Source organism: Phytoactinopolyspora endophytica (genome assembly GCF_004138495.1).
GTDB classification, from domain to species: Bacteria; Actinomycetota; Actinomycetes; order Jiangellales; family Jiangellaceae; genus Phytoactinopolyspora; species Phytoactinopolyspora endophytica.
The window spans coordinates 49,197-68,590 of the sequence record NZ_ML142849.1 but is presented as its reverse complement, the minus strand read 5'-3'; the positions used below and the strand labels follow the sequence as shown (position 1 = coordinate 68,590).

The following is a 19,394-nucleotide window of genomic DNA, read 5'->3' as shown; positions in this document are numbered from 1 at the left end:
GGCGGCGGCCACGGGATACGCTTCGGGACGTGCCTGTCGTCTTACTGATACGTCATGGACGCACGTCGTCCAATGCGTCCGGAGTACTGGCCGGACGGACCCCCGGCATCGAGATGGATGAGACCGGCGTGGAGCAGGTTCGCCGCCTGGCGGAACGGGTGCGCGCCGTGCCGCTGTCCCGCGTGGTGAGCAGCCCGTTGGAACGCTGTGTGCAGACGGCACGGCAGCTGGGCGAGATCGACATGCTCGATGAGCGGCTCCAGGAGTGCGACTACGGCGACTGGACCGGCCGTTCGCTGTCTGAACTGCGGCGGCTCAAGTTGTGGAAAGTGGTCCAAGAGCACCCTTCGGGCGCGATCTTCCCAGGCGGCGAGTCGCTGCGAGAGATGCAGGCTCGTGCCGTCGCCGCTGTGCGGGAGCACGACGCGCGGGTGCTCGAAGAGGCAGGGCCCACGGCCGTCTGGGCCGCGATATCGCACGGGGACATCATCAAGTCGGTGGTCGCGGACGCGCTTGGCATGCATCTCGACCAGTTTCAGCGGGTCGTCGCCGATCCCGCTTCGGTCACCGCGATCTCCTACACCGAGCGGCGCCCGTTCGTCCTGCGGCTGAATGACACCGGACATGACCTGGCGCCGCTGGCTCCGAAACGACGCGCCCGGAGACGACCTCCCACGAGCGATGCGATGGTAGGCGGAGGAGCGGGATAGGGTATTCGCGTGGCAGTTCAGGTGTTCCGATTCGACTCGCCGGACCGCTTCGTCGCCGGCACCGTGGGCGAACCAGGTGAACGGACGTTCTTCCTGCAGGCGCGCGACGAGCATCAGCTGGCGAGCGTGGTCGTGGAGAAGGAGCAAGTGGCCGTCCTGGCCGAGCGGGTGGACGCCATGCTGGACGAGATCCTGCGCCGCACGGACGGCCAGGCTGCGATCCCCGCGACGGCACCGGAGGACGCGGATGACCTGGCGCCCCTCGAACAACCGATCGTCGAGGAGTTCCGGGTGGGCACGCTGACCCTGGCTTGGGAGGGTGAGATCGAGCGTGTGGTGATCACCGCGTACGCCGCGACCGAGCCCGGCACGGACGACGATGACGACGGGGAGGACGACGAGCCTCCGGAGAACCCCGAGGACTCCGGTCGTGACGTCTTCCTGGTCAAGCTGACCGGTGCCGAGGCGCGGGCGTTCGCCAAGCGTGCGCATGCGCTCGTCGCTGCGGGGCGGCCGCCGTGCCCGTTGTGCGGCCTTGCCCTCGAGCCTGAGGGGCACGTCTGTCCACGCCAGAACGGCTACCGCCGCCGAGACTGAAGAGAGCTGCTCGCAATCGTGGACCTGCTCGGGCTGCTCACGCACGGTGAGCTGAGCATCGACGGCCGGCTCGTGGTGGCATCCAACGTCACACTGGTCGGTCGAGTCGAGCATGGCGACCGGCAGGTCCGGTGCGTGTACAAGCCCATCTCCGGTGAACGGCCGCTGTGGGACTTTCCGGACGGCACACTCGCCGCCCGTGAGGTCGCCGCCTATCTGGTCTCCGAGGCGGTGGGATGGCATGTGGTCCCGCCGACGGTCCTGCGCGACGACGGTCCGCTCGGCCCGGGGATGTGCCAGGCCTGGCTGGAACAGCCCGAGAGCGACGCGGCCCTCCGCGTGGACCGGCCGTCGACGTGGGTGGACGTGGTGTCTGAAGATGAGATCCCGGACGGATGGTTTCCCATCCTCACCGCGGTCGACGAGAACGGTGACCCGGTGGTTCTCGTCCACGCCGACGACCCTGGCCTGCGCAGGCTGGCGTTGTTCGACGCGGTGGTGAACAACGCGGACCGCAAGGGCGGCCACCTGCTGTGTGCGGATCCACGCGTCGCCGGGAACACGGCGGCGATCGTCGGTGTTGACCACGGTGTGTCATTCCATGACGAGCCGAAACTGCGCACCGTCCTGTGGGGCTGGGCCGGTCAGCCGCTGACGGATTCCGAGCGAGCGGATCTGGAGCGGCTGCGGCAGGCATGCGCGGGCGCATTGGGGATGCAGCTCGAAACGTTGCTCGATCCGACCGAGATCGCCGCCCTCGACGACCGCATCTCTGCGTTGCTGCAGGCGGGGACGCTTCCGGAACCCACCGGCCGGATGCCGGTGCCGTGGCCGGTGTTCTGAGCGTTTATGGTCAATCACATGGACGCCTGGGCAGCTGACGATTATCGGCCATTACCCGGCAGCGGCGATCCGGTCCGACTCCACGACACGGCATCGGGGTTGTCTCGGGCGGCCGCGCGGGGACCGACCGCTTCGTTGTACGTGTGTGGCATCACCCCGTACGACGCGACTCATCTGGGACATGCGGCCACCTATGTCGCTTTCGATGTGCTGAACCGGACCTGGCGGGATTCCGGTCACCAGGTGCGGTACGTGCAGAACGTCACGGACATCGATGATCCGCTGCTGGAGCGAGCGGAACAGAACGGCCAGCACTGGGCCGAGTTGGCGGCCGAGCAGACTGACCTGTTCCGCGCGGACATGGCGTGGTTGCGGGTTCTCCCGCCGGATCGTTTCATCGCCGCCTCAGATGCGATCGCGCAGATCACTGACCTGATCGGGCAGCTCAAGGATTCGTCCGCCGTCTACGACGTCGACGGCGACCTGTACTTCTCGGTCCGCAGCGACCCGGCGTTCGGCTCGATCTCGCACCTCGACGACGCCGCCATGCGCGCGCTGTTCGCCGAACGTGGCGGTGACCCCGACCGTGCCGGGAAGCAGGACCCGCTGGACTGTCTGTTGTGGCGGCGGGAGCGCCCGGGTGAGCCGGCTTGGCCGAGTCCGTATGGCGCCGGACGGCCTGGCTGGCACATCGAGTGCACCGCGATCGCCCTCGAACACCTGGGTGCGGGGTTCGACGTACAGGGCGGCGGCAATGACCTGATCTTCCCGCATCACGAGATGTGCGCGTCCGAGGCGCACGTGGCCACCGGCCGGCCACCGTTCGCTCAGAGCTACGTGCACGCCGGGATGATGGCGTACGACGGAGAGAAGATGTCCAAGTCGCTCGGGAACCTCGTGTTCGCAGCCACCCTCCGCCGAGGTGACACGGACCCGAGCGCAGTCCGGTTGGCGCTGTACGCGGAGCACTACCGTTCGTGTCGCGAGTGGATCGACTCGTCGCTGGACGCGGCCGGCCAGCAGCTCGACCGGTGGCGCCAAGCGGTCCGGCGTCCGGCAGGTCCGGATGCCATACGGGTTCTCGCCGACGTGCGCGGCCGGCTCGCGGACGATCTCGACACGCCCGCCGCACTGCGGGTGGTGGATCAGTGGACGGAGCAGACCCTGGCCGGTGCGGGAGACGACGCGTCGGCGCCGGGGCTGGTTCGGGACACGGTCGACACGCTGCTCGGCATCCGCCTCTAGCTCACGCGACCGCCTCCGGTGCCTTCGGGTGCGGCGCTGGAACGAGGACGTAAGATGGTCGTGTCAGCGCAGAGTATGCCTTCCGCACACAGAAGAGGTTTGATCAGCGTGTCCGACCAGGCACAGCCAACGTCGCAGTCGTCCGCCCCGGTGGCTCCGGAGACCGGAACCGCACGCGTGAAGCGCGGCATGGCGGAGATGCTCAAGGGCGGCGTGATTATGGACGTCGTCACACCGGACCAGGCCAAGATCGCCGAGGACGCCGGCGCGGTCGCCGTCATGGCACTCGAGCGCGTGCCCGCCGACATCCGGGCACAGGGCGGCCTCGCCCGGATGAGCGACCCAGACCTGATCGACGGCATCGTCAGCGCCGTCTCCGTGCCGGTCATGGCCAAGGCCCGGATCGGGCACTTCGTCGAAGCGCAGGTGTTGCAGAGCCTCGGCGTCGACTACGTCGACGAGTCCGAGGTGCTCACACCGGCTGACTATGCCAACCACATCGACAAGTGGCAGTTCACTGTCCCGTTCGTGTGCGGCGCCACTAACCTGGGCGAGGCGCTGCGGCGGCTCACCGAGGGCGCCGCGATGATCCGGTCCAAGGGCGAGGCCGGGACCGGGGACGTCTCCAACGCCACCACGCACATGCGCCAGATCCGGTACGAGATCCGGCGTCTGCAGTCGCTGCCGAAGGACGAGCTCTTCGTCGCCGCCAAGGAGCTGCAGGCACCCTACGAGCTGGTCAGGGAAGTGGCCGAGCTCGGGAAGCTTCCGGTGGTGCTGTTCACGGCCGGAGGGATCGCCACCCCGGCGGATGCCGCGATGATGATGCAGCTGGGCGCCGAAGGCGTGTTCGTCGGTTCGGGGATCTTCAAGTCCGGTGACCCGGCCAAGCGGGCTGAGGCCATCGTCAAGGCGACCACCTTCTACGACGACCCCGACGTCATCGCGAAGGTCTCGAGGGGCCTGGGCGAGGCGATGGTCGGCATCAACGTCGAAGACATGCCCGAACCGCATCGCCTGGCCGAGCGCGGCTGGTGACAGCCTGCTCCTGCGCTTGACGGAGAGGCTCCGCGGACATCGTTTCTGCGGAGCCTCTCCGTCTGTCGTGGGCGTGATGTGCCGCCGCCGGATGCCGTAGGGATCAGGACTCAGCGGCCAGGATCTTCTCGCCCGCCTCGATTCGGAACGGGTAGCGGTTGCCCGATGGCGGGGTGGGGCAGACCGGGAAGAAGTCGCCGAACGCGCACGGCAGGTTCAGCGCGCGGTTGAAGTCGAGCGTGACGGTGCCGTCGTCGGCCGGTTCCGGGATGTCGAGGGACCGGCCCGCAGGGTAGGTCGTGTCGCCGCTGGTCGTGTCGGCGAAGACCGTGGTGCGGTGTCCGCCCCCGACGATGACCTGCAGCTCGTACGGGGTGCCGTCGTGCTCGAAGTGCACCACTCCGGGTGAGAGGTAGTTGTGCTCGCGCCAGCCCACCGTCCCCAGCGCGACCGACTGGTCGGTGCTGTACGCCTCGAACCGGCCCGTGATGATCCAGTCGGGGTCGGGCTCGTAGACGGCCACGCCACTGAACTCGCGCAGCGCGCGAGCGCTCGGGTCGTAGGTGTTGATGTGGTAGCCCTCGCGGTAGGTGATCCCGATCTCGAGGTCGCCTGCGCTCACCCGCTGGTCGTCAGGCCCTTGGGCCAGCCGCAGAGCGCGGGCCTGGGTGAACTCGGTTCCGTCGAACGTCATGGTGGTGCCATCGGGGTCGACCATCAGGGTGTCGTTGTCCTGCCACCACAGGCCCGGGGTCCCGTCGAACCGGCGCGGGGTGTCGTCAAGCCAGTTCACGGCCACGGCGGACAGCCAGCCGTTGGGCGCGGTGAGCCACTGCTCCCAGCCCGACCGCCAGGCCTTCCACTCAGTGCGGTAGGTCTCGGAAAGGGTGTTCTTCATCGTGTTCTCCAAGGGTTCGGATTGTTGGTTCGAGCACCGTGAGGTGTTCAGGGGGCGATGACGCGCCGCGCCCAGACCGCGAACAGCAGCAGGCCGGCGAGGGGGAAGATGGTGGCGACGGTGAGCGCGGTAGAGATGCCCGTCGCTGCGCCGGCAGTGGCCGCGGTGTTGGCGAAGACTGTCGACAGCACGGCGAGGCCCACGGCCCCGCCCAGCTGTTGCATCGCCTGGTTCAGGCTGGAGGCGGCCCCGACGTGCTCGCGCGGTGCGTTGTGCATGATCACCGCGGTGAGCGGCGCGACAGTGAGGCCAGCACCCAGACCCAGCAGCAGGAACGGCCCGAGAAGCCCGCTGAGGTAGCCACTGTCGGGGGTCAGACGTGACATCCACACCAGACCGATCAGGAGACCGACCATGCCGACCGAACCGACCGCACGCTCCCCGTAACGGGTCACCAGCCGGCTGACAGTGAAGTTCGTGGTCAGCATGCCGGCCGTGAAGGGAAGCACGGACAGACCGGTCTGCAGCGGGCTGAACCCCAGAACATCCTGGGTGTAGAGGGCCGCGAAGTACAGGAACCCGAACTGACCGGCGGGGATCAGCATCATCGCCAGCAGCGGGGCGGCACTGGACATCCGCGTGAAGAACGCGGGCGGGACGACCGGCGCGGAGTGGCGCCGCTCCGTCAGGACGAGCGCCACCAGACCGACGGCGGCCAGAACGAACGACCCGATCACCGTCGCGCTGCCCCAGCCCTGCTCGGCGGCCGCCGTCAGACCGTAGACCAGAGCCGACATCCCGATAGTGGAGGCCGCGGCCCCGCCGAGGTCGAGCCGCCCCGAGTGCCGCTGCGTCTCGGTGATCAGAGCCCGGACGCCGAAGAACACCGTCGCGCCGATCGGCACGTTGACGAACATCACCCACTCCCAGCCCAGGGCGGACGTCAGTGCGCCGCCCAGGAACAGGCCGAGCCCGGCGCCCAGCCCGATCGACAGCACGAACAGCGACATCGCCCGGGCGCGTTGTACCCCCGGCTCGGTGATCGCCATCAGCAGCACCAGCGTGCTGGGCGCCGCGAGAGCTGCGCCGACGCCCTGCAGGACGCGCGCCGCGATCAGCATCTCCGGTGTGACGGCCAGTCCGCCCAGGGTAGAGGCCACGACGAAGATCGCTATACCGATCAGGAGCGCTCGCCGCGGACCGATAATCGATCCCACCCGGCCGCTCACGAGGACCAGCCCGCCGAAGACCAGCGCGTAGGACGTCACCACCCACGACAACCCCGCCGCGGAGAAGCCGAGCGCGTTCTGGATCTCGGGCAGTGCGACGTTCACGACGCTGTTGTCGATCACCAGCGTCACCTGCATGAGGGTGAGCACGATGACGGGTGCGTAGGGGAATCGTGGTCGCCCGGCTCTGGGGCGATCCACCTCCCTGACTGCAGGGGTAGACATTCCGGTCCTTTCTCTTCTCAGTGGCGCCGGGCTGGTGCCTGGCGTCGATGAGTCTCAACCGGCGGTTGCCACGATCGATCCCGGATTTGCCAGAACCGCAAACGCCTGCGTGCCACAATGGGCGCATGGCCGATGACCTCGATGTAGTCCTGGATGCCGTCGGGCCGCGCCTGCGCGCCATCCGCAAGCAGCGGCGGTCCACGCTGAGTCAGGTCGCCGAGCTGACGGGCATGTCGGTCAGCACCCTCTCCCGCATCGAGTCCGGGCAGCGCCGTCCGACGCTCGAAGTGCTGTTCCCGCTCGCCCGGGCATACCGGATGCCCCTGGACGACCTGGTCGGTGCGCCGGCGACCGGCGACCCCCGCATCCATCCACGGCCGGTCACCCGCAAGGGCGTGGTGTGGGTCCCCTTGTCCCGCGATGCGGGTGGCCTCAACGCGTTCAAGCAGGTGATCCCGGCTCAGCCGTCGGTCCCGGAGAAGCTCGACCAGCAGGTCCACGAGGGGCACGAGTGGATCTACGTCCTCAGCGGGACGCTGCGGATCGCGCTGGCAGATAAGGACTTCGAGATGAGCGCCGGTGAGGCCGCCGAGTTCGACACCCGTACCCCGCACGCGATCGCCAACATCGGGCCGCGCCCCCTCGAGCTACTCATCCTCTTCGGACAGCAAGGCCAACGGACCCATATGCGCACAGGCATCTGATCACCCTCGCGCGGGCAGACCTGGCGTCGGGGCTGCCGGATCGAGTCCTCAGGTCCGGAGTAGTGTGGACGCGAATGAAACGAATGCAGCCACATACTCCGGGTGACTCCGAGCCAGTGCGGCCTGCTGGCCCGCCTGCCTTGGATGACGTCTTCAGAGAATGGAACGAAGAGTCTGATGGCGTCTGGACGCGGCAGGCCGCACGAGTGATTCTGCTCGACGGCGCAGGGAGGGCTCTGCTGCTCCGTGGCTTCGACGTCGATGACCCTGCCCGGAGCTGGTGGTTCACCCCGGGCGGCGGGCTCGAGACGGACGAGGACCCACGTACTGCGGCCGCACGCGAGCTCCTCGAGGAGAGCGGACTTCGGGTGGACCCGGACGACCTGATCGGACCGGTCGCCGAGCGCAGCGCATCGTTCCCGTACTTTGGACGGCCGTGCCGACAGGACGAGGTGCTGTACTTCGCCCGGCTGGCCGGTTTCCATGAGATCAGCGAGGACGGCTGGACCCATGTGGAGCGTGCCTCCGTGTCCGAGATGCGCTGGTGGGACGTCGACGAGCTGGCGGCAGCCGGCGTGACGGTCTATCCACCGGAACTGCCCGTCCTGACGAGAGAGCTTGGTGCCTGCGGCTGGGACGGCGTGTACCGGAGATTGGATTGAGCCGGCGGCACCCTTCAGCCCTGCCCGAAGAGTGCCGTCGATCGCTGTGGCTATCACCCCAGCGATGGTCGGCGGTCATGGCAGCAGCGTGCCGAGAGCCGCCGATGCTCCGATCTGCCGGTGAACCGGCTAACGTTGAAAGCGGTCGCTCTCGAAGAGCGGCCGGCTGACAACCTGAACGACGGAGACGACGTCTCCGGGGGATCGGAGCACGAGCATAGAGATGGCGAACGGACCGACGGTCGGAGTCCTGGCCCTGCAGGGGGATGTGCGGGAACACCGGCGCATCTTGGAATCGCTGGGGGCGACGACTGTCGCCGTGCGGACGGCCGACGAGTTGGACTCGGTGGACGGCCTGGTCATACCTGGCGGCGAGTCGACCACCATGTGGCGGCTGGCGCGTTCCTTCGGGTTGCTCGAGCCATTGCGTAAGCGAGTGCACACCGGACTGCCGGCCTTTGGATCGTGCGCTGGGATGATCATGCTGGCTGACCGCGTCGAGGACGGCGCAGAAGGCCAGGAGACCATCGGTGGCCTCGACATCACCGTGCGCCGGAACGCGTTCGGCCGCCAGGTCGACTCGTTCGAGGCGGAGCTCGACTTTCCCGCCGTCGGAGACCCGCCGCTGACCGCCGTCTTCATCCGTGCGCCATGGGTCGAGCATGTTGGTGGTCAGGTCGAGGTCCTCGCGCGGGTGAAGTCCAGCGCTGGCAGCACAGCGGCGAATACGGCTGCCGGTGCTGCGGTCTCCCCGGAGCCGAGCGGTTCGGCCGGTACAATCGTCGCGGTACGAGCTGGAGGGCTACTCGCCACGTCGTTCCACCCGGAGCTCACCGCCGACTCACGAATTCACGCGCTGTTTCTGAAGATCATCAAGGAGGCCTAGCCGATGTCCGGCCACTCCAAGTGGGCGACCACGAAGCACAAGAAGGCTGCCATCGATGCCAAGCGTGGCAAGCTTTTCGCCAAGCTGACCAAGAACATCGAGGTGGCGGCCCGCACCGGCGGGGGAGACCCGGCGGCCAACCCCACGCTCTACGACGCCATCCAGAAGGCGAAGAAGTCGTCCGTGCCGAATGACAATATCGAGCGCGCGGTGAAGCGTGGTTCGGGAGCCGAAGCAGGCGCGGCCGAGTATCAGACCATCATGTACGAGGGCTACGGCCCGAACGGCGTCGCCGTTCTGGTCGAGTGCCTGACCGACAACCGGAACCGGGCGGCGTCCGAGGTCAGGATCGCTATGACTCGTAACGGCGGAACCATGGCCGACGCCGGCTCCGTGTCGTACCTGTTCGACCGGAAAGGCGTCGTCGTCGTTCCGCAGCAGCAGGGCGACAAGACGATCAGCGAGGACGACCTTCTCGAAGTGGTGCTCGACGCCGGAGCCGAAGAGGTCGAGGACCTCGGCGAGTCGTTCGAGATCCGCAGCGAAGCCAGCGAGCTCGTTGATGTGCGCACGGCCATCCAGACCGCGGGCCTGGACTATGAATCCGCTGAGTCGTCGTTCGTGCCTTCGGTCACGGTTCCCCTCGACGAGGACGGGGCGAAGAAGATCTTCCGGCTGATGGAGACGCTCGAGGACAGCGACGACGTCCAGAACGTCTACGCGAACTTCGACGTCTCCGACGAGATCATGGCAGCGGTCAGCTGAGCTCGACCGGGCCCGTGGTCACCGCGGACGTCCAGGTGGCAGACGTCACCAAGTCTTTCGGTGACGTCCACGTGCTGCATGGCGTCTCGCTCTCGGTGGAGCCAGGGGGCACGCTGGCGTTGCTTGGGCCGAGCGGCTGCGGCAAGACAACGCTGCTGCGGATCATCGCTGGACTCGAGGAACCCGACAGCGGAACGGTCGCCGCCGGGGGCCGGATGCTCTTCAGCGAGACCGAGCGGGTCGCGCCGGAGCGTCGCCGGGTCGGCATGGTGTTCCAGGACTGGGCGTTGTTCCCGCATCTGACCGTCGCCGCAAACGTCGCCTATGGCCTGCGGAAGCTGCCCAGGGATGAAGCCGAGAGCCGGGTGGCCGACGCACTGGCGATGGTCGGGCTCGCTGACCTGGCCGGTCGATCACCTGAGACCCTCTCCGGTGGACAGCAGCAGCGCATCGCGCTGGCCAGGGCGATCGCGCCGCAGCCAGCAGTGCTGCTCCTCGACGAACCGTTCTCCAACCTCGACGCAGCGCTGCGCACGCGAGTCCGCACCGAAATGCACCAGCTGCTCGCCGAGCTCGGCATCACCACGATCTTCGTGACCCACGACCAGGAAGAAGCGTTCGTTCTGGGCGATGACGTGGCGGTGATCCGGGACGGGCGGATCGTGCAGCACGGACCACCGACGGCCGTGTACGCATGCCCGGCCGATCGCTGGGTGGCCGAGTTCGTCGGCGACGCGAACCTGGTTGAGGGCAGCCTGTCGGGGACGTTCGTGGCGACGGTCTTAGGGCGGTTCCCGGTGTCTTGTGTCATGCCCGCAGACGCGCTCGAGGCAAGGTCCGAGCCTCGACCGGAAGCTGTCGACGTGCTCGTCCGGCCGGAGTCGCTCCTGCTCACGCCGGATACCCGGGGTGAAGCGCACGTCGAACTGGTCGAGTTCTATGGCCACGACACCGTGACCTTGGTGCGTACGCGGACCGGTGAGCTGTTGCGTGTCCGCAGCCCGGGCGCGCCGGTGGCGAATCGGGGGACGCGCGTGACGGTCAGCTACCAGGGGCCGGAACCAGTCGCTTACAGACGCCACACCATGTAGGCCGGTCATAAGCAGGTCAACATGCCTGACGTGCCTCAGGGACGGCCGGGGACCCAGAGCTTGGACGCCGGGGAAGCCTGCTGACGTGGAGGGGCCGCAGCCGGAGCCTGCGGGACGCCTGAGCCGGCCGGCGGTGCCGGTGGCTGCGGAAGGTCGTTCTCTTCCTGCTGACCCGCCGATCGCTGTTCGGCCTGTACCTGGGCCATGCGCAGCTGGTTGAGTACCTGCTCGAATTGCTTGGCGGCCTCGTCGTTCAGGTAACCGCGGGCATGGGTGAAGATCAAACCTGCTGTGTCGATCAGCAGCCGGGCGTCGTACCGGCCCAGCTTCGCCTGGGCGGCCGTCAGGGTGCTGGACAGTGTCTCGGCAAGCACCTGGTCGGCGGGTACCGGACGGAGCTGTTCGAGGTACTTGCGGATGTCCTCACTGGACGGCTGCCCGGTCTCGCGCGGCTGGTCACCGCTGGTGTTGGCTTCTTCGGTCACGGCGCCATCTTACCGCCGCCGTCAGGACCCCGAGATGGTCGAGACGGGTATGGGATCCACGCCTGCACGCCGGCCGCGAAACGCATGGCGTGGGTGGTCAGGCGCCAGAGCACGATCCCCGCGATGAGCGAGGCGAACACGGCGAGGCCAGGGTGGGCGGCGACCAGGTGCGGGTACACCTGCCAGTGCACCAGGTAGATGTACAGAGAGGCGCTGGCCAGCACTCCGGCGATACGGCTGAGCATCGCCGGACAGGGGATGTGGGTTGTCCACAGAAGTAGCACGATCGCGCCGATCATGACAGCTTCACGAGGGAAGTTGTCGAAGAATCCGGGAACACTGGCCACGGTCACGGCGGTGAGGAGCAGGCGCTGTGAGACGGTGGCGGCTCGCGCCGCTGCCCAGCCCAGCGCGAAGAGCCAGAAGGCCGGCAGCATATACGGAACTGAGAGCTCGACCAGTTCGAAGCGCGTCAGCATGCCGAAAGCCACGAGCACCACGGCGAAGCCGAACGGGAACCGCCGCTCGAGCCGGTCGACCGGTGGGATGGCCATCAGGATCGCCAGGCCCACCAAGATGTAGACCAGAATCTCGACGAACCAGAAGTGCCAATCGCTGGTCCAGGTGTCGGATCCGAGGAAGCCGTTCAGCAGGAAGACGTTGACCACGCCGTACTGGCCGGTCAGCACGGTGGCAAGGGCGATCCAGAGCATGCTGGGCACGGCGATACGTGCGATGCTGGCCAGCTGCTGGTGGAGACGTCGCCGGCGGTCGGCGGAGCTTGGCAACCGCGCGAAGCTCGCCTCACCGGCGCCCCTACCCGCGCGGCTTCCCAACCGGAACCGGGCAAAGTTGAACCCGGCGACGGCGAGCAGCGCGTGCGCGCCGCCGAGGACGGTGAACAGGCCCGCATGGGTGCCGACGACGGCGACGATGGCCGCCGCCCGCAGCAACACGCTGGTGTCGACCGAGCGCCCTGCGAACAGGCGTCGCCGCGGCCGGGGTGCGAGGTCACGGATCGGCGTCGTGTGCCAACCCGAGGGGAGATGCCCCAACGCTTCCTCGAGCCGAATCGACATCTCCACGTAGGACAGCGAGTCGCCACCCAAGCTGACGAACGTGCAGCCCTCGGTGGCATCCGGCCGGTGCAGCACCCTGGCGTACAGGTCGCGGAGGGCGGCAGCGTCGGCGGGCTCGGTGGAAACCGTGGTGGCGGGGCGTGCCGGATCGCCTGGATCAGTGGCGGGGACGGCCGGAACGGCGGTCGTGGAGCCCGGCAGGGCGAGGACGGCCTCGTAGTCTGGCTTGCCGCTGGCCAGTCGTGGGATGCGCTCGACCAGGCATACCCGGACCGACCGAGGTGGAAGCGTGCACACGTCCGCCACATGCCTGGCCAGCTGTGATGGGTCGTGGTCACCTTCGACCGCGATAGCCAGCTCACCGTCCCGCCCGGCACAGCAGGCAGCGACGCCCCGGTCGGCCAGCAACGTCTCGACGTGCTGCAGGTCCACGCGGAGACCGGCGAGTTTCACGAACCTGCCGCGTCGCCCGAGGATCTGATAGAGGCCGGCGTCCGTCCGGCGGGCTAGGTCACCGGTACGCAGTGAGGTGACGGTGCGAGGCAGGCTCAGATCGGCCGGCGTCTGGGCATAGCCGAGCATGACGTTGGGGCCTTCGTAGACGAGCTCGGCCGGCTCCGGCCCATCGCCGTCGGGGAGTGGGCGGAGGGTGAACGAGCCGCCCGGGATGGGAACGCCGATGGTGTCTGGATGTGCGGCGGCCAAGTCGGGCGGGAGATAGGCCATGCGCGCGGTGGCCTCGGTCTGCCCGTACATGACGAACAGGTCCCATCCACGCTCACGGCCGAGCTCGGCGTAGTAGCGCACTCGGTCCGCGGAAAGCCGGCCACCGGCCTGGGTGAGGTAGCGCAGATGGGGCAGGTCCATGTCCGCGAAGCCGACCCGGTCGAGCAGATCGAAGGTATGCGGTACGCCGGGGAACGTCGTGCCTCGGTTCTGGCGGAACAGTTCCCAGAAGCAGCCGTCGACGACGGAGAGATCGGTGAGGATGATGCCGGCGCCGCGGGCGAGGTGGCTGTTGATCACCGACAGTCCGTAGCAGTAGTGCATGGGCAACGCCGTCGCCGCCCGGTCTGTGCCGCGGATGCCGAGGTAGGTGGCGATGGACTCGGCATTGGAGCGCACGTTCTCGTGCGACAGCCGGACCAGCTTGGGCGAGCCGGTGGAGCCGGACGTGCTCATCAGCAGGGCAAGGTCTGGGTGCATGTCGTGCATGGACGTCCGGCGGCGCTCGTCGAGCCTCCAGATGCGACCGGCCTCGCTGCCGGACTCACCGCCGGACTCGCTGCCGGTCTCGCCGGCGACGACGTCGGGGTCATACCGGGCGGCGACGGAGGCAGCGTGCGCCGGCGTCGCCAGCAGCGCCACATGCCCGGCAGACAGCGCCGCGAGGTAGGTGACGAGCGAATCGAGACGGTTGACGCCCGCGATCAGCACGAGCCGCCTGGCGGTGCCGAGCCGTTCAGCGCACGCCTGGACGCGCTCGGCCAGCTGAGTGTAGGAGAGCTCGCCATCGGCAGTGACGACGGCGAGCCGGTCGCCGTGGACGGCGAGGTCCTGGACGAACGGAACGCGCGGCGCCGTCGTGGAGCCGTTCAGGGGCGGCATCGATATGGTCATCTCCGGCCTCCCGCGGTGGCGGCCCGGGCCGTCGTCGGGGAAGCCGCCGGGCCGCTGGCCGAGATGCCGGCCGGTACCGGCGGCACGTTCGGACGTTCGCCGGTGGGCGCCGGGGGCCTGCCTGTCCGGCCGGGACCGTCTGCCGGGCCCTGCGAGCCTGACCGGTCGCCGGAGGCGCGGGGACGTCGACGAGGCCGGGCCTCGTCCCGCAACGCCAAGACAGCGGTGGGGATGCTCGCCAGGATCACCAGCGTCAGTGCCGGAGCGGCGGCGCGGCCGTAGAAGTTGTCGGACGTGGCGCTCCAGACCTGCGTGGCCAGGGTGGAGAATCCGGTCGGCGCCAGCATGAGGGTGGCGGGCAGCTCTTTCATGACGGTCAGGAAGACCAGCGCCGCGGCGGTCATCACGCCGGGCCGGGAGAGCGGCACGACCACCCGGCGGAAGGTGCTCCGCGCTCCGTGCCCAAGTGTGCGTGAGGCTTCCTCCCAGGCGGGGTTGACCTGCTGGACGGAGGTCTTGATCGGCCCGGCGGCAAGTGGTAGGAACATCACGACGTATGCGGCCACCAGCATGGCCATGGTCTGGTAGAGATCCGGGACGTGCCGCGCGCCGAACGAGACGAGTCCCAGGGCGACCACCACGCCGGGGAGTGCGTAGCCGATCCACGTGACCGGCTCCAAGAACCGGGTCGCGTTGCTCTGGTGGCGCGCGGTCAGGATCGCCACCGGCCACGCCGCGACGATCGCCGCCAGCGCACCCAGCGCGGACGCCTGCATGCTGTTCGCCACCAGCTCGCCGAGAGGCCCGAACGCGTCACCCCCTCGGATCCCGCGCACCAGCCACAGCACCATGACCCCGACGGGCAGTACCGCACCGGCGACGAAGACCCCGAACGCGGCGGTGAGCGCAGGCCAGCGCCACCGGCCCAGCGATATCGGGCGAGCCCGTCGTGAGCCTGCGTGCAGGTGTCCGGTGGCCGTCTGCCGGGTCCTCATCTCGGTGATCAGCACCACCAGCGCGAGCGCGACCAGGAGCAGGGCAAGTACCGCGGCCGCGGAACGGTCGATCAACCCGTATCGGACATAGATGACCCGGGTGAAGGCGTCGAACCGGAGCATCGACACCGCACCGAAGTCGCTGAGCGTATACAGCGCCACGAGCAGTCCACCGGAGGCCAGAGCCGGGCGCAGCGCCGGGATGAGCACCCGCCGGAAGGTGCCGATCGCGGACTGACCGAGCGTGCGGCTCGCCTCCTCGGCGCTGGGATCGATCCGGCGCAGCGCCGCCCGGACAGTCAAGAAGACGTACGGGTAGGAGATGACGGTCAGCACGGCCCAGGCGCCCCAGAAGCCGTAGATCGACGGCAGCCGTTCCACGCCGAGCGGCTCGAGCCATCCCTGTAGGACGCCGCGCGGGGAGAGGAAGGACACGTAGGCGTAGGCGGCGATGTACGACGGCAACGCCAGCGGTAGTGCGAGCAGCACGGTCACCAGGCCGCGGAGCGGGATATCGGTTCGGATGGTGAGCCAGGCCAGGGGAGCGCCGAGCGCGACCGCGCCGCAGGTGACCGCAGCCGTCAGACCCGCGGTGTTCAGCAGCACCTCGAGTGTGCGCGCATGTCTGAGGACGTCCCACGCGGCCGCACCTCCGCCGTCGGCCGCGCGGACGACGAGGTAGACGGCGGGCAGCACCGCGAGCGCGGCAACCGCCATGGCTGCCCCGGCCAGGAGGCGGCTTGGTGTGAGACGTCTTGGTGTGAGACGCCCGGGCAACGGGCGTCTGGACGGCGAACCGCCGGCTCGCACGTTACAGAACCCCGGTCTGTTGCAGGAGATCCAGCGTCCCGCTGAGATCCTCCAGCTGGGCGAGGTCGAGCGACGGCGGTGTGAGGGACTCCAACGAGGGCATGCCGTCGGGTTGCGCGACCCCTTCGACAAGCGGGAACTCCGAGGTCTCCTCGGCGAAGTATGTCTGGCCGGTGTCGCTGAGCAGGAACTCGACGAACTCGGTGGCCGCGTCGGCGTTCTCGGACTCGGCGAGGATGCCCGCTCCGGCGACGTTCACCAGCGCGCCGATGTCGCCATCGGCGTAGAACTTGTTGGCAGCGGGAAGGTCCGGTTCCTCCTCCAATCGGGGGTACAGGTAGTAATGGTTGACCAGGCCCGCGTCGACCTCGCCGTTCGCGACGGCGTCGAGGATGGCGATGTTGTTGTCATAGACCTGGGTGCCGTTGTCCCGCATGTCCTCGAGCCATGCCCTGGTGGTGTCCTCGCCTTCGAGGACGCGCATCGCGGTGACGAACGCCTGGAAGCTGGCGTTGGACGGCGCCCAGCCGATCCGACCCTCCCATCCGGGGTCGGTGAACTCGGCGATCGTCTCCGGGAGGTCGTCCTCGCCGAGCCGGTCGGTGTTGTAGACGACGGTGCGCGAGCGGCCGGAGAGACCCACCCAGTCGCCGTCGGCCGAGCTGTAGGCGGCGTCGACCATGTCGAGAAGCTCCGCGGGGAGGGGTGCGAAGATGCCGGCCGCTGAGACCTCGCCGAGCGCGCCCGCGTCCTGCGCGAGGAAGACGTCCGCCGGGGTGTTGGAGCCCTCGTCGAGGATCTGAGCCGCCATCTCCGCTGTGTTGCCGTAGCGGACGTCGACGGTCAACTCGCTGTCCTCTTCGAACTGCTCGATGATCGGGCCCACGAGCGACTCGCCGCGCCCCGAGTAGACCGTCAGGTCGGCATCGTCGGAGCCGCAGGCGGCCAGAACGGGGAGCAGGACCAGCGTCCCCACCAAGCCTCGGGCGGTTCTGTTCGCACTTCTGGCCCGCATCGCGGTCCCTCCGCATCATGTCCGTATCCGTGGGGCTTCCCACGCTTGCGAGATGAAGCTCGTTCCGCTTTCTCGATCCACCGATGCCGATCGGTCATGAGTTCGCCGATACGGCTGACGAGGCCACATATCCAGCCCACAGCATTAAGGTGAGCCTTACCATAGCCAAGTGTGGTAAGCCTTGCCAAACTGAGACATCTCGTCTCACTTACGCCTGCGCCCTCGGTTGGCTCACTGCCGAACCCCGTCGCGCGACCGGTCGTGTGAACCTGGGCCGCTCAGAGCGGTCCGAACGAGCACGGTTCAGCGCACGACGTTGAACACGCTGATCAGACGGTCGCGTCCCAGCGGGTAAGATCGGCTTCTTGTGGATGTGCGCGCGGAAAACGAGATGATCGACGTGCCGGCCGGGCAGGTGACGCTGTCGGACCGGCGCACGCAGCGCAGCTGGGCGGTTGAGCTTGCGCCCTACCAGCTCGGCGCGTTTCCGATCACCCAGGCGCTGTTCGCAGAGGTCACCGATGAGCGGCCGAGCACCGCGGTCGGCAACCGATTGCCGGTGGAAGGCGTCTCCTGGTGGGATGCAGCCCGGTTCTGCAACGCCCTGTCCCGGCGAGAAGGGCTGGAGCCGACGTACCTCCTGCATGCTGACGCTGAGAACCCCGCAGACACAGAGAACCCTGCGGACATCGAGTGGGACGCGTCCGCTGACGGCTACCGGTTGCCGACCGAAGCCGAGTGGGAACACGCCTGTCGTGCCGGCACGACAGGCGCGCGGTACGGGCCACTCGACGAGATCGCGTGGTATCGCCGCAACTCGCATGAGCGGATTCACGATGTCGGTGGCAAACGGGCCAACACGTGGGGCCTGTACGACACGCTGGGCAACGTGTGGGAGTGGTGCTGGGATCTCTACGACGCCGAGGTCTACGGCACGTACCGGGTGCTACGCGGCGGCGGGTGGTTCGACGAGCACTGGAGCTGCCGGGCGTCGGTGCGACGCCGTAGCCACCCCACCTTCCAGATCGACGACGTCGGGTTCCGCGTCGCACGTTCCACCGTGCGCTGAGACAGGGCAGTCCCGGCCGCCTGCAGACGACGCGCCCGGAACCACGGAGGCCTAGTGGCTATCGCCGGCGATCCGGGCCGCAGCGTCTCCCGGCTCCCACAGGTCCAGCAGCATGGTGTCGGCATGTCCACGGCTCTCGATCACTCGGTAGCCTTCCGAGCGGTACAGTGCGGCGCCTGCCTCGTTGCCGTGTTCCACGCTCAGGCTGATGTGCTCGATATCGCCGCTCTGTCGCGCCGCGTCGGCGAGCGCACGCAACAGCATGCGGCCCACACCCTGACCACGCCGGTGCGCGACGACGCCGACGGCCAGCTCTGGAATGTCCTCGCGAACGAAGCCGTAGCCGGGGTCAGACTCAGTGAAGAAGCGCAGCCATGCCGCGCCGACCGGCTGATCATCGTCGTCGGCCACCACCCCGACGTCCGTCCTGTGCGGCCAGCCATCGATGTAGTGCGCGATGGCCGGGTCCGACAAGGTGTCCGCTCTGCTGCGGTCCAGGTGGCTCGGCCAATTCGCGGCCTCCACGAGCATGTCTTCCAGAAAGACCACGTCCTCGGCCACTGCGCTACGAATCACGAGGTCACTCATGAGGCGATTATCAGGGCCGGCCGATCACCCGGCAATCGAGTTAATGAGCCGGCGGTACGCCGCTGCAGGGTCGCGCGGCGTGGCGGCCGGTGGCGCGACATCGCGGGGAGGTACTGTATGAAGCCGAACTAGTGTTCGGCGGGCGTCCGGCAGGTCCCCGTTCCCGATGGCCTGATCGGTGGGGCCGATGTCCGCGCGACCTCGAGGGAGTGCCAGCTGTATGCGTGTTCTCGGCGTTGACCCGGGGCTGACCAGGTGTGGCATGGGAGTCGTGGACGGTGCGCCCGGCCGCCCGCTCCGCCTGGTGGACGTCAACGTCGTCCGGACGCCGTCAGACCTTCCGCTGGGGGAGCGGCTGCTGGCGATCGAGGCGAAGCTGGACGAGTGGATAGCCGAGTACCGTCCCGACTCGATCGCCGTGGAGCGCGTCTTCAGCCAGCACAACGTCCGGACTGTGATGGGTACTGCTCAGGCGAGCGGGGTCGCGGCGCTCGTGGCCGCGCGTCGCGGACTGACCGTGGCGATGCATACGCCCAGCGAGGTGAAAGCCGCCGTGAGCGGTAACGGACGGGCGGACAAGGACCAGGTCGCGTTCATGGTGATGCGCCTGCTACGGCTGGAGAGCAAGCCGAGCCCAGCGGACGCCTCTGACGCGCTGGCCCTGGCGATCTGCCAGGTCTGGCGAGGTGGAGCGGCGAATCGGCTGGCGACGGCGATGAATGGGGTGAGGTAGTTGATCACGTTCGTACGTGGGCAGGTGGCGGGCATCCGCCCGACCGAGGCCGTACTCGACGTCGGCGGCGTCGGGCTGGCGCTGCAATGCACCCCGTCGACCACCGC

Annotated in this window: 20 protein-coding genes; 13 read left to right on the top strand and 7 right to left on the bottom strand. The window is 68.3% G+C overall.

Annotated elements, in window-relative coordinates; all coding sequences use genetic code 11:
- Nucleotides 1-29 precede the first annotated feature (29 nt).
- The 5 genes from ELR45_RS00345 (at nucleotide 30) to pdxS (ending at nucleotide 4,433) form a co-directional block, all read left to right on the top strand.
- Complete coding sequence (locus ELR45_RS00345; protein ID WP_205855611.1) at nucleotides 30-710, top strand: histidine phosphatase family protein; 681 nt, start codon at nucleotides 30-32, stop codon at nucleotides 708-710.
- Nucleotides 711-719: 9 nt separating this feature from the next.
- Nucleotides 720-1,307, top strand: a complete 588-nt coding sequence (locus tag ELR45_RS00340) for a DUF3090 family protein (protein WP_129662539.1) — start codon at nucleotides 720-722, stop codon at nucleotides 1,305-1,307.
- An 18-nt stretch (nucleotides 1,308-1,325) separates the two neighbouring features.
- A complete protein-coding gene (locus ELR45_RS00335; RefSeq protein ID WP_240759025.1) occupies nucleotides 1,326-2,150 on the top strand; it encodes an SCO1664 family protein in 825 nt (274 codons plus the stop codon).
- A gap of 18 nt (nucleotides 2,151-2,168) precedes the next feature.
- Complete coding sequence (gene mshC / locus ELR45_RS00330; RefSeq protein WP_129662535.1) at nucleotides 2,169-3,395, top strand: cysteine--1-D-myo-inosityl 2-amino-2-deoxy-alpha-D-glucopyranoside ligase; 1,227 nt, start codon at nucleotides 2,169-2,171, stop codon at nucleotides 3,393-3,395.
- 75 nt (nucleotides 3,396-3,470) lie between these two features.
- Nucleotides 3,471-4,433: a pyridoxal 5'-phosphate synthase lyase subunit PdxS gene (gene pdxS / locus ELR45_RS00325; protein WP_129662534.1), complete on the top strand. Its 963-nt coding sequence runs from the start codon at nucleotides 3,471-3,473 to the stop codon at nucleotides 4,431-4,433.
- Nucleotides 4,434-4,536: 103 nt separating this feature from the next.
- On the opposite strand, the gene ELR45_RS00320 is transcribed toward pdxS, so the two are convergent.
- Both ELR45_RS00320 and ELR45_RS00315 read right to left on the bottom strand, forming a co-directional pair.
- On the bottom strand, nucleotides 4,537-5,331 hold the full coding sequence (locus ELR45_RS00320) for a DUF1684 domain-containing protein (RefSeq protein WP_129662532.1): 795 nt from the start codon (nucleotides 5,329-5,331) through the stop codon (nucleotides 4,537-4,539).
- Nucleotides 5,332-5,378: 47 nt separating this feature from the next.
- The gene (locus tag ELR45_RS00315) at nucleotides 5,379-6,785 is read right to left on the bottom strand and encodes an MFS transporter (RefSeq protein WP_129662531.1); all 1,407 of its coding nucleotides are present in this window, start codon (nucleotides 6,783-6,785) and stop codon (nucleotides 5,379-5,381) included.
- A 125-nt stretch (nucleotides 6,786-6,910) separates the two neighbouring features.
- Here ELR45_RS00315 and ELR45_RS00310 point away from each other — a divergent pair, with 125 nt between their 5' ends.
- The 5 genes from ELR45_RS00310 to ELR45_RS00290 all read left to right on the top strand — a co-directional run bounded on the left by ELR45_RS00310 (nucleotide 6,911) and on the right by ELR45_RS00290 (nucleotide 10,893).
- Entirely contained in the window at nucleotides 6,911-7,489 is a 579-nt protein-coding gene (locus tag ELR45_RS00310) for a helix-turn-helix domain-containing protein (RefSeq protein WP_129662529.1), read from the top strand.
- Between the two features lie 140 nt (nucleotides 7,490-7,629).
- Nucleotides 7,630-8,151 (top strand): NUDIX hydrolase, encoded by a 522-nt coding sequence (locus tag ELR45_RS00305; protein WP_165367327.1) that lies wholly within the window; start codon nucleotides 7,630-7,632, stop codon nucleotides 8,149-8,151.
- 223 nt (nucleotides 8,152-8,374) lie between these two features.
- Entirely contained in the window at nucleotides 8,375-9,037 is a 663-nt protein-coding gene (gene pdxT, locus ELR45_RS00300) for a pyridoxal 5'-phosphate synthase glutaminase subunit PdxT (RefSeq protein ID WP_129662525.1), read from the top strand.
- 3 nt (nucleotides 9,038-9,040) lie between these two features.
- Nucleotides 9,041-9,802 carry a YebC/PmpR family DNA-binding transcriptional regulator gene (locus ELR45_RS00295; protein ID WP_129662524.1) on the top strand — a complete coding sequence of 254 codons (762 nt, stop codon included), beginning with the start codon at nucleotides 9,041-9,043 and terminating at the stop codon, nucleotides 9,800-9,802.
- Nucleotides 9,803-9,837: 35 nt separating this feature from the next.
- Entirely contained in the window at nucleotides 9,838-10,893 is a 1,056-nt protein-coding gene (locus ELR45_RS00290) for an ABC transporter ATP-binding protein (RefSeq protein ID WP_129662522.1), read from the top strand.
- 35 nt (nucleotides 10,894-10,928) lie between these two features.
- Here the strand turns inward: ELR45_RS00290 and ELR45_RS00285 are convergent, their stop codons facing one another.
- The 4 genes from ELR45_RS00285 to ELR45_RS00270 form a co-directional block, all read right to left on the bottom strand.
- A complete protein-coding gene (locus ELR45_RS00285) occupies nucleotides 10,929-11,378 on the bottom strand; it encodes a hypothetical protein (RefSeq protein ID WP_129662521.1) in 450 nt (149 codons plus the stop codon).
- The gene (locus tag ELR45_RS00280; RefSeq protein ID WP_205855610.1) at nucleotides 11,375-14,077 is read right to left on the bottom strand and encodes an AMP-binding protein; all 2,703 of its coding nucleotides are present in this window, start codon (nucleotides 14,075-14,077) and stop codon (nucleotides 11,375-11,377) included. The genes ELR45_RS00285 and ELR45_RS00280 overlap by 4 nt, the downstream gene beginning before the upstream one ends.
- Complete coding sequence (locus ELR45_RS00275; protein WP_129662519.1) at nucleotides 14,074-15,789, bottom strand: ABC transporter permease; 1,716 nt, start codon at nucleotides 15,787-15,789, stop codon at nucleotides 14,074-14,076. The genes ELR45_RS00280 and ELR45_RS00275 overlap by 4 nt, the downstream gene beginning before the upstream one ends.
- Before the next feature lie 94 nt (nucleotides 15,790-15,883).
- Complete coding sequence (locus ELR45_RS00270; RefSeq protein ID WP_129662518.1) at nucleotides 15,884-16,897, bottom strand: iron ABC transporter substrate-binding protein; 1,014 nt, start codon at nucleotides 16,895-16,897, stop codon at nucleotides 15,884-15,886.
- 391 nt (nucleotides 16,898-17,288) lie between these two features.
- On the opposite strand from ELR45_RS00270, the gene ELR45_RS00265 reads away from it, so the two are divergent.
- Entirely contained in the window at nucleotides 17,289-17,966 is a 678-nt protein-coding gene (locus ELR45_RS00265) for a formylglycine-generating enzyme family protein (RefSeq protein WP_129662516.1), read from the top strand.
- Between the two features lie 51 nt (nucleotides 17,967-18,017).
- Here ELR45_RS00265 and ELR45_RS00260 read toward each other — a convergent pair whose 3' ends face one another.
- Nucleotides 18,018-18,554 (bottom strand): GNAT family N-acetyltransferase, encoded by a 537-nt coding sequence (locus ELR45_RS00260; protein WP_129662515.1) that lies wholly within the window; start codon nucleotides 18,552-18,554, stop codon nucleotides 18,018-18,020.
- A 220-nt stretch (nucleotides 18,555-18,774) separates the two neighbouring features.
- Here ELR45_RS00260 and ruvC point away from each other — a divergent pair, with 220 nt between their 5' ends.
- Both ruvC and ELR45_RS42390 read left to right on the top strand, forming a co-directional pair.
- Entirely contained in the window at nucleotides 18,775-19,287 is a 513-nt protein-coding gene (gene ruvC, locus ELR45_RS00255) for a crossover junction endodeoxyribonuclease RuvC (protein ID WP_129662513.1), read from the top strand.
- Nucleotides 19,288-19,394 (top strand): OB-fold domain-containing protein (locus tag ELR45_RS42390; RefSeq protein WP_205855772.1); only part of this gene is annotated, 107 nt, incomplete at its 3' end.

Bases quoted from the DNA above. Each gene is read 5' to 3' on its own strand.
- pdxT (WP_129662525.1), top strand. From the start codon at position 8,375: ATGGCGAACGGACCGACGGTCGGAGTCCTGGCCCTGCAGGGGGATGTG.
- ELR45_RS00280 (WP_205855610.1), bottom strand. From the start codon at position 14,077: ATGACCATATCGATGCCGCCCCTGAACGGCTCCACGACGGCGCCGCGC.
- ELR45_RS00315 (WP_129662531.1), bottom strand. From the start codon at position 6,785: ATGTCTACCCCTGCAGTCAGGGAGGTGGATCGCCCCAGAGCCGGGCGA.
- ELR45_RS00260 (WP_129662515.1), bottom strand. From the start codon at position 18,554: ATGAGTGACCTCGTGATTCGTAGCGCAGTGGCCGAGGACGTGGTCTTT.
- ELR45_RS00265 (WP_129662516.1), top strand. From the start codon at position 17,289: ATGATCGACGTGCCGGCCGGGCAGGTGACGCTGTCGGACCGGCGCACG.
- pdxS (WP_129662534.1), top strand. From the start codon at position 3,471: ATGCCTTCCGCACACAGAAGAGGTTTGATCAGCGTGTCCGACCAGGCA.
- mshC (WP_129662535.1), top strand. From the start codon at position 2,169: ATGGACGCCTGGGCAGCTGACGATTATCGGCCATTACCCGGCAGCGGC.
- ELR45_RS00320 (WP_129662532.1), bottom strand. From the start codon at position 5,331: ATGAAGAACACCCTTTCCGAGACCTACCGCACTGAGTGGAAGGCCTGG.
- ELR45_RS00310 (WP_129662529.1), top strand. From the start codon at position 6,911: ATGGCCGATGACCTCGATGTAGTCCTGGATGCCGTCGGGCCGCGCCTG.
- ruvC (WP_129662513.1), top strand. From the start codon at position 18,775: ATGCGTGTTCTCGGCGTTGACCCGGGGCTGACCAGGTGTGGCATGGGA.
- ELR45_RS00295 (WP_129662524.1), top strand. From the start codon at position 9,041: ATGTCCGGCCACTCCAAGTGGGCGACCACGAAGCACAAGAAGGCTGCC.
- ELR45_RS00270 (WP_129662518.1), bottom strand. From the start codon at position 16,897: ATGCGGGCCAGAAGTGCGAACAGAACCGCCCGAGGCTTGGTGGGGACG.
- ELR45_RS00275 (WP_129662519.1), bottom strand. From the start codon at position 15,789: ATGGCGGTTGCCGCGCTCGCGGTGCTGCCCGCCGTCTACCTCGTCGTC.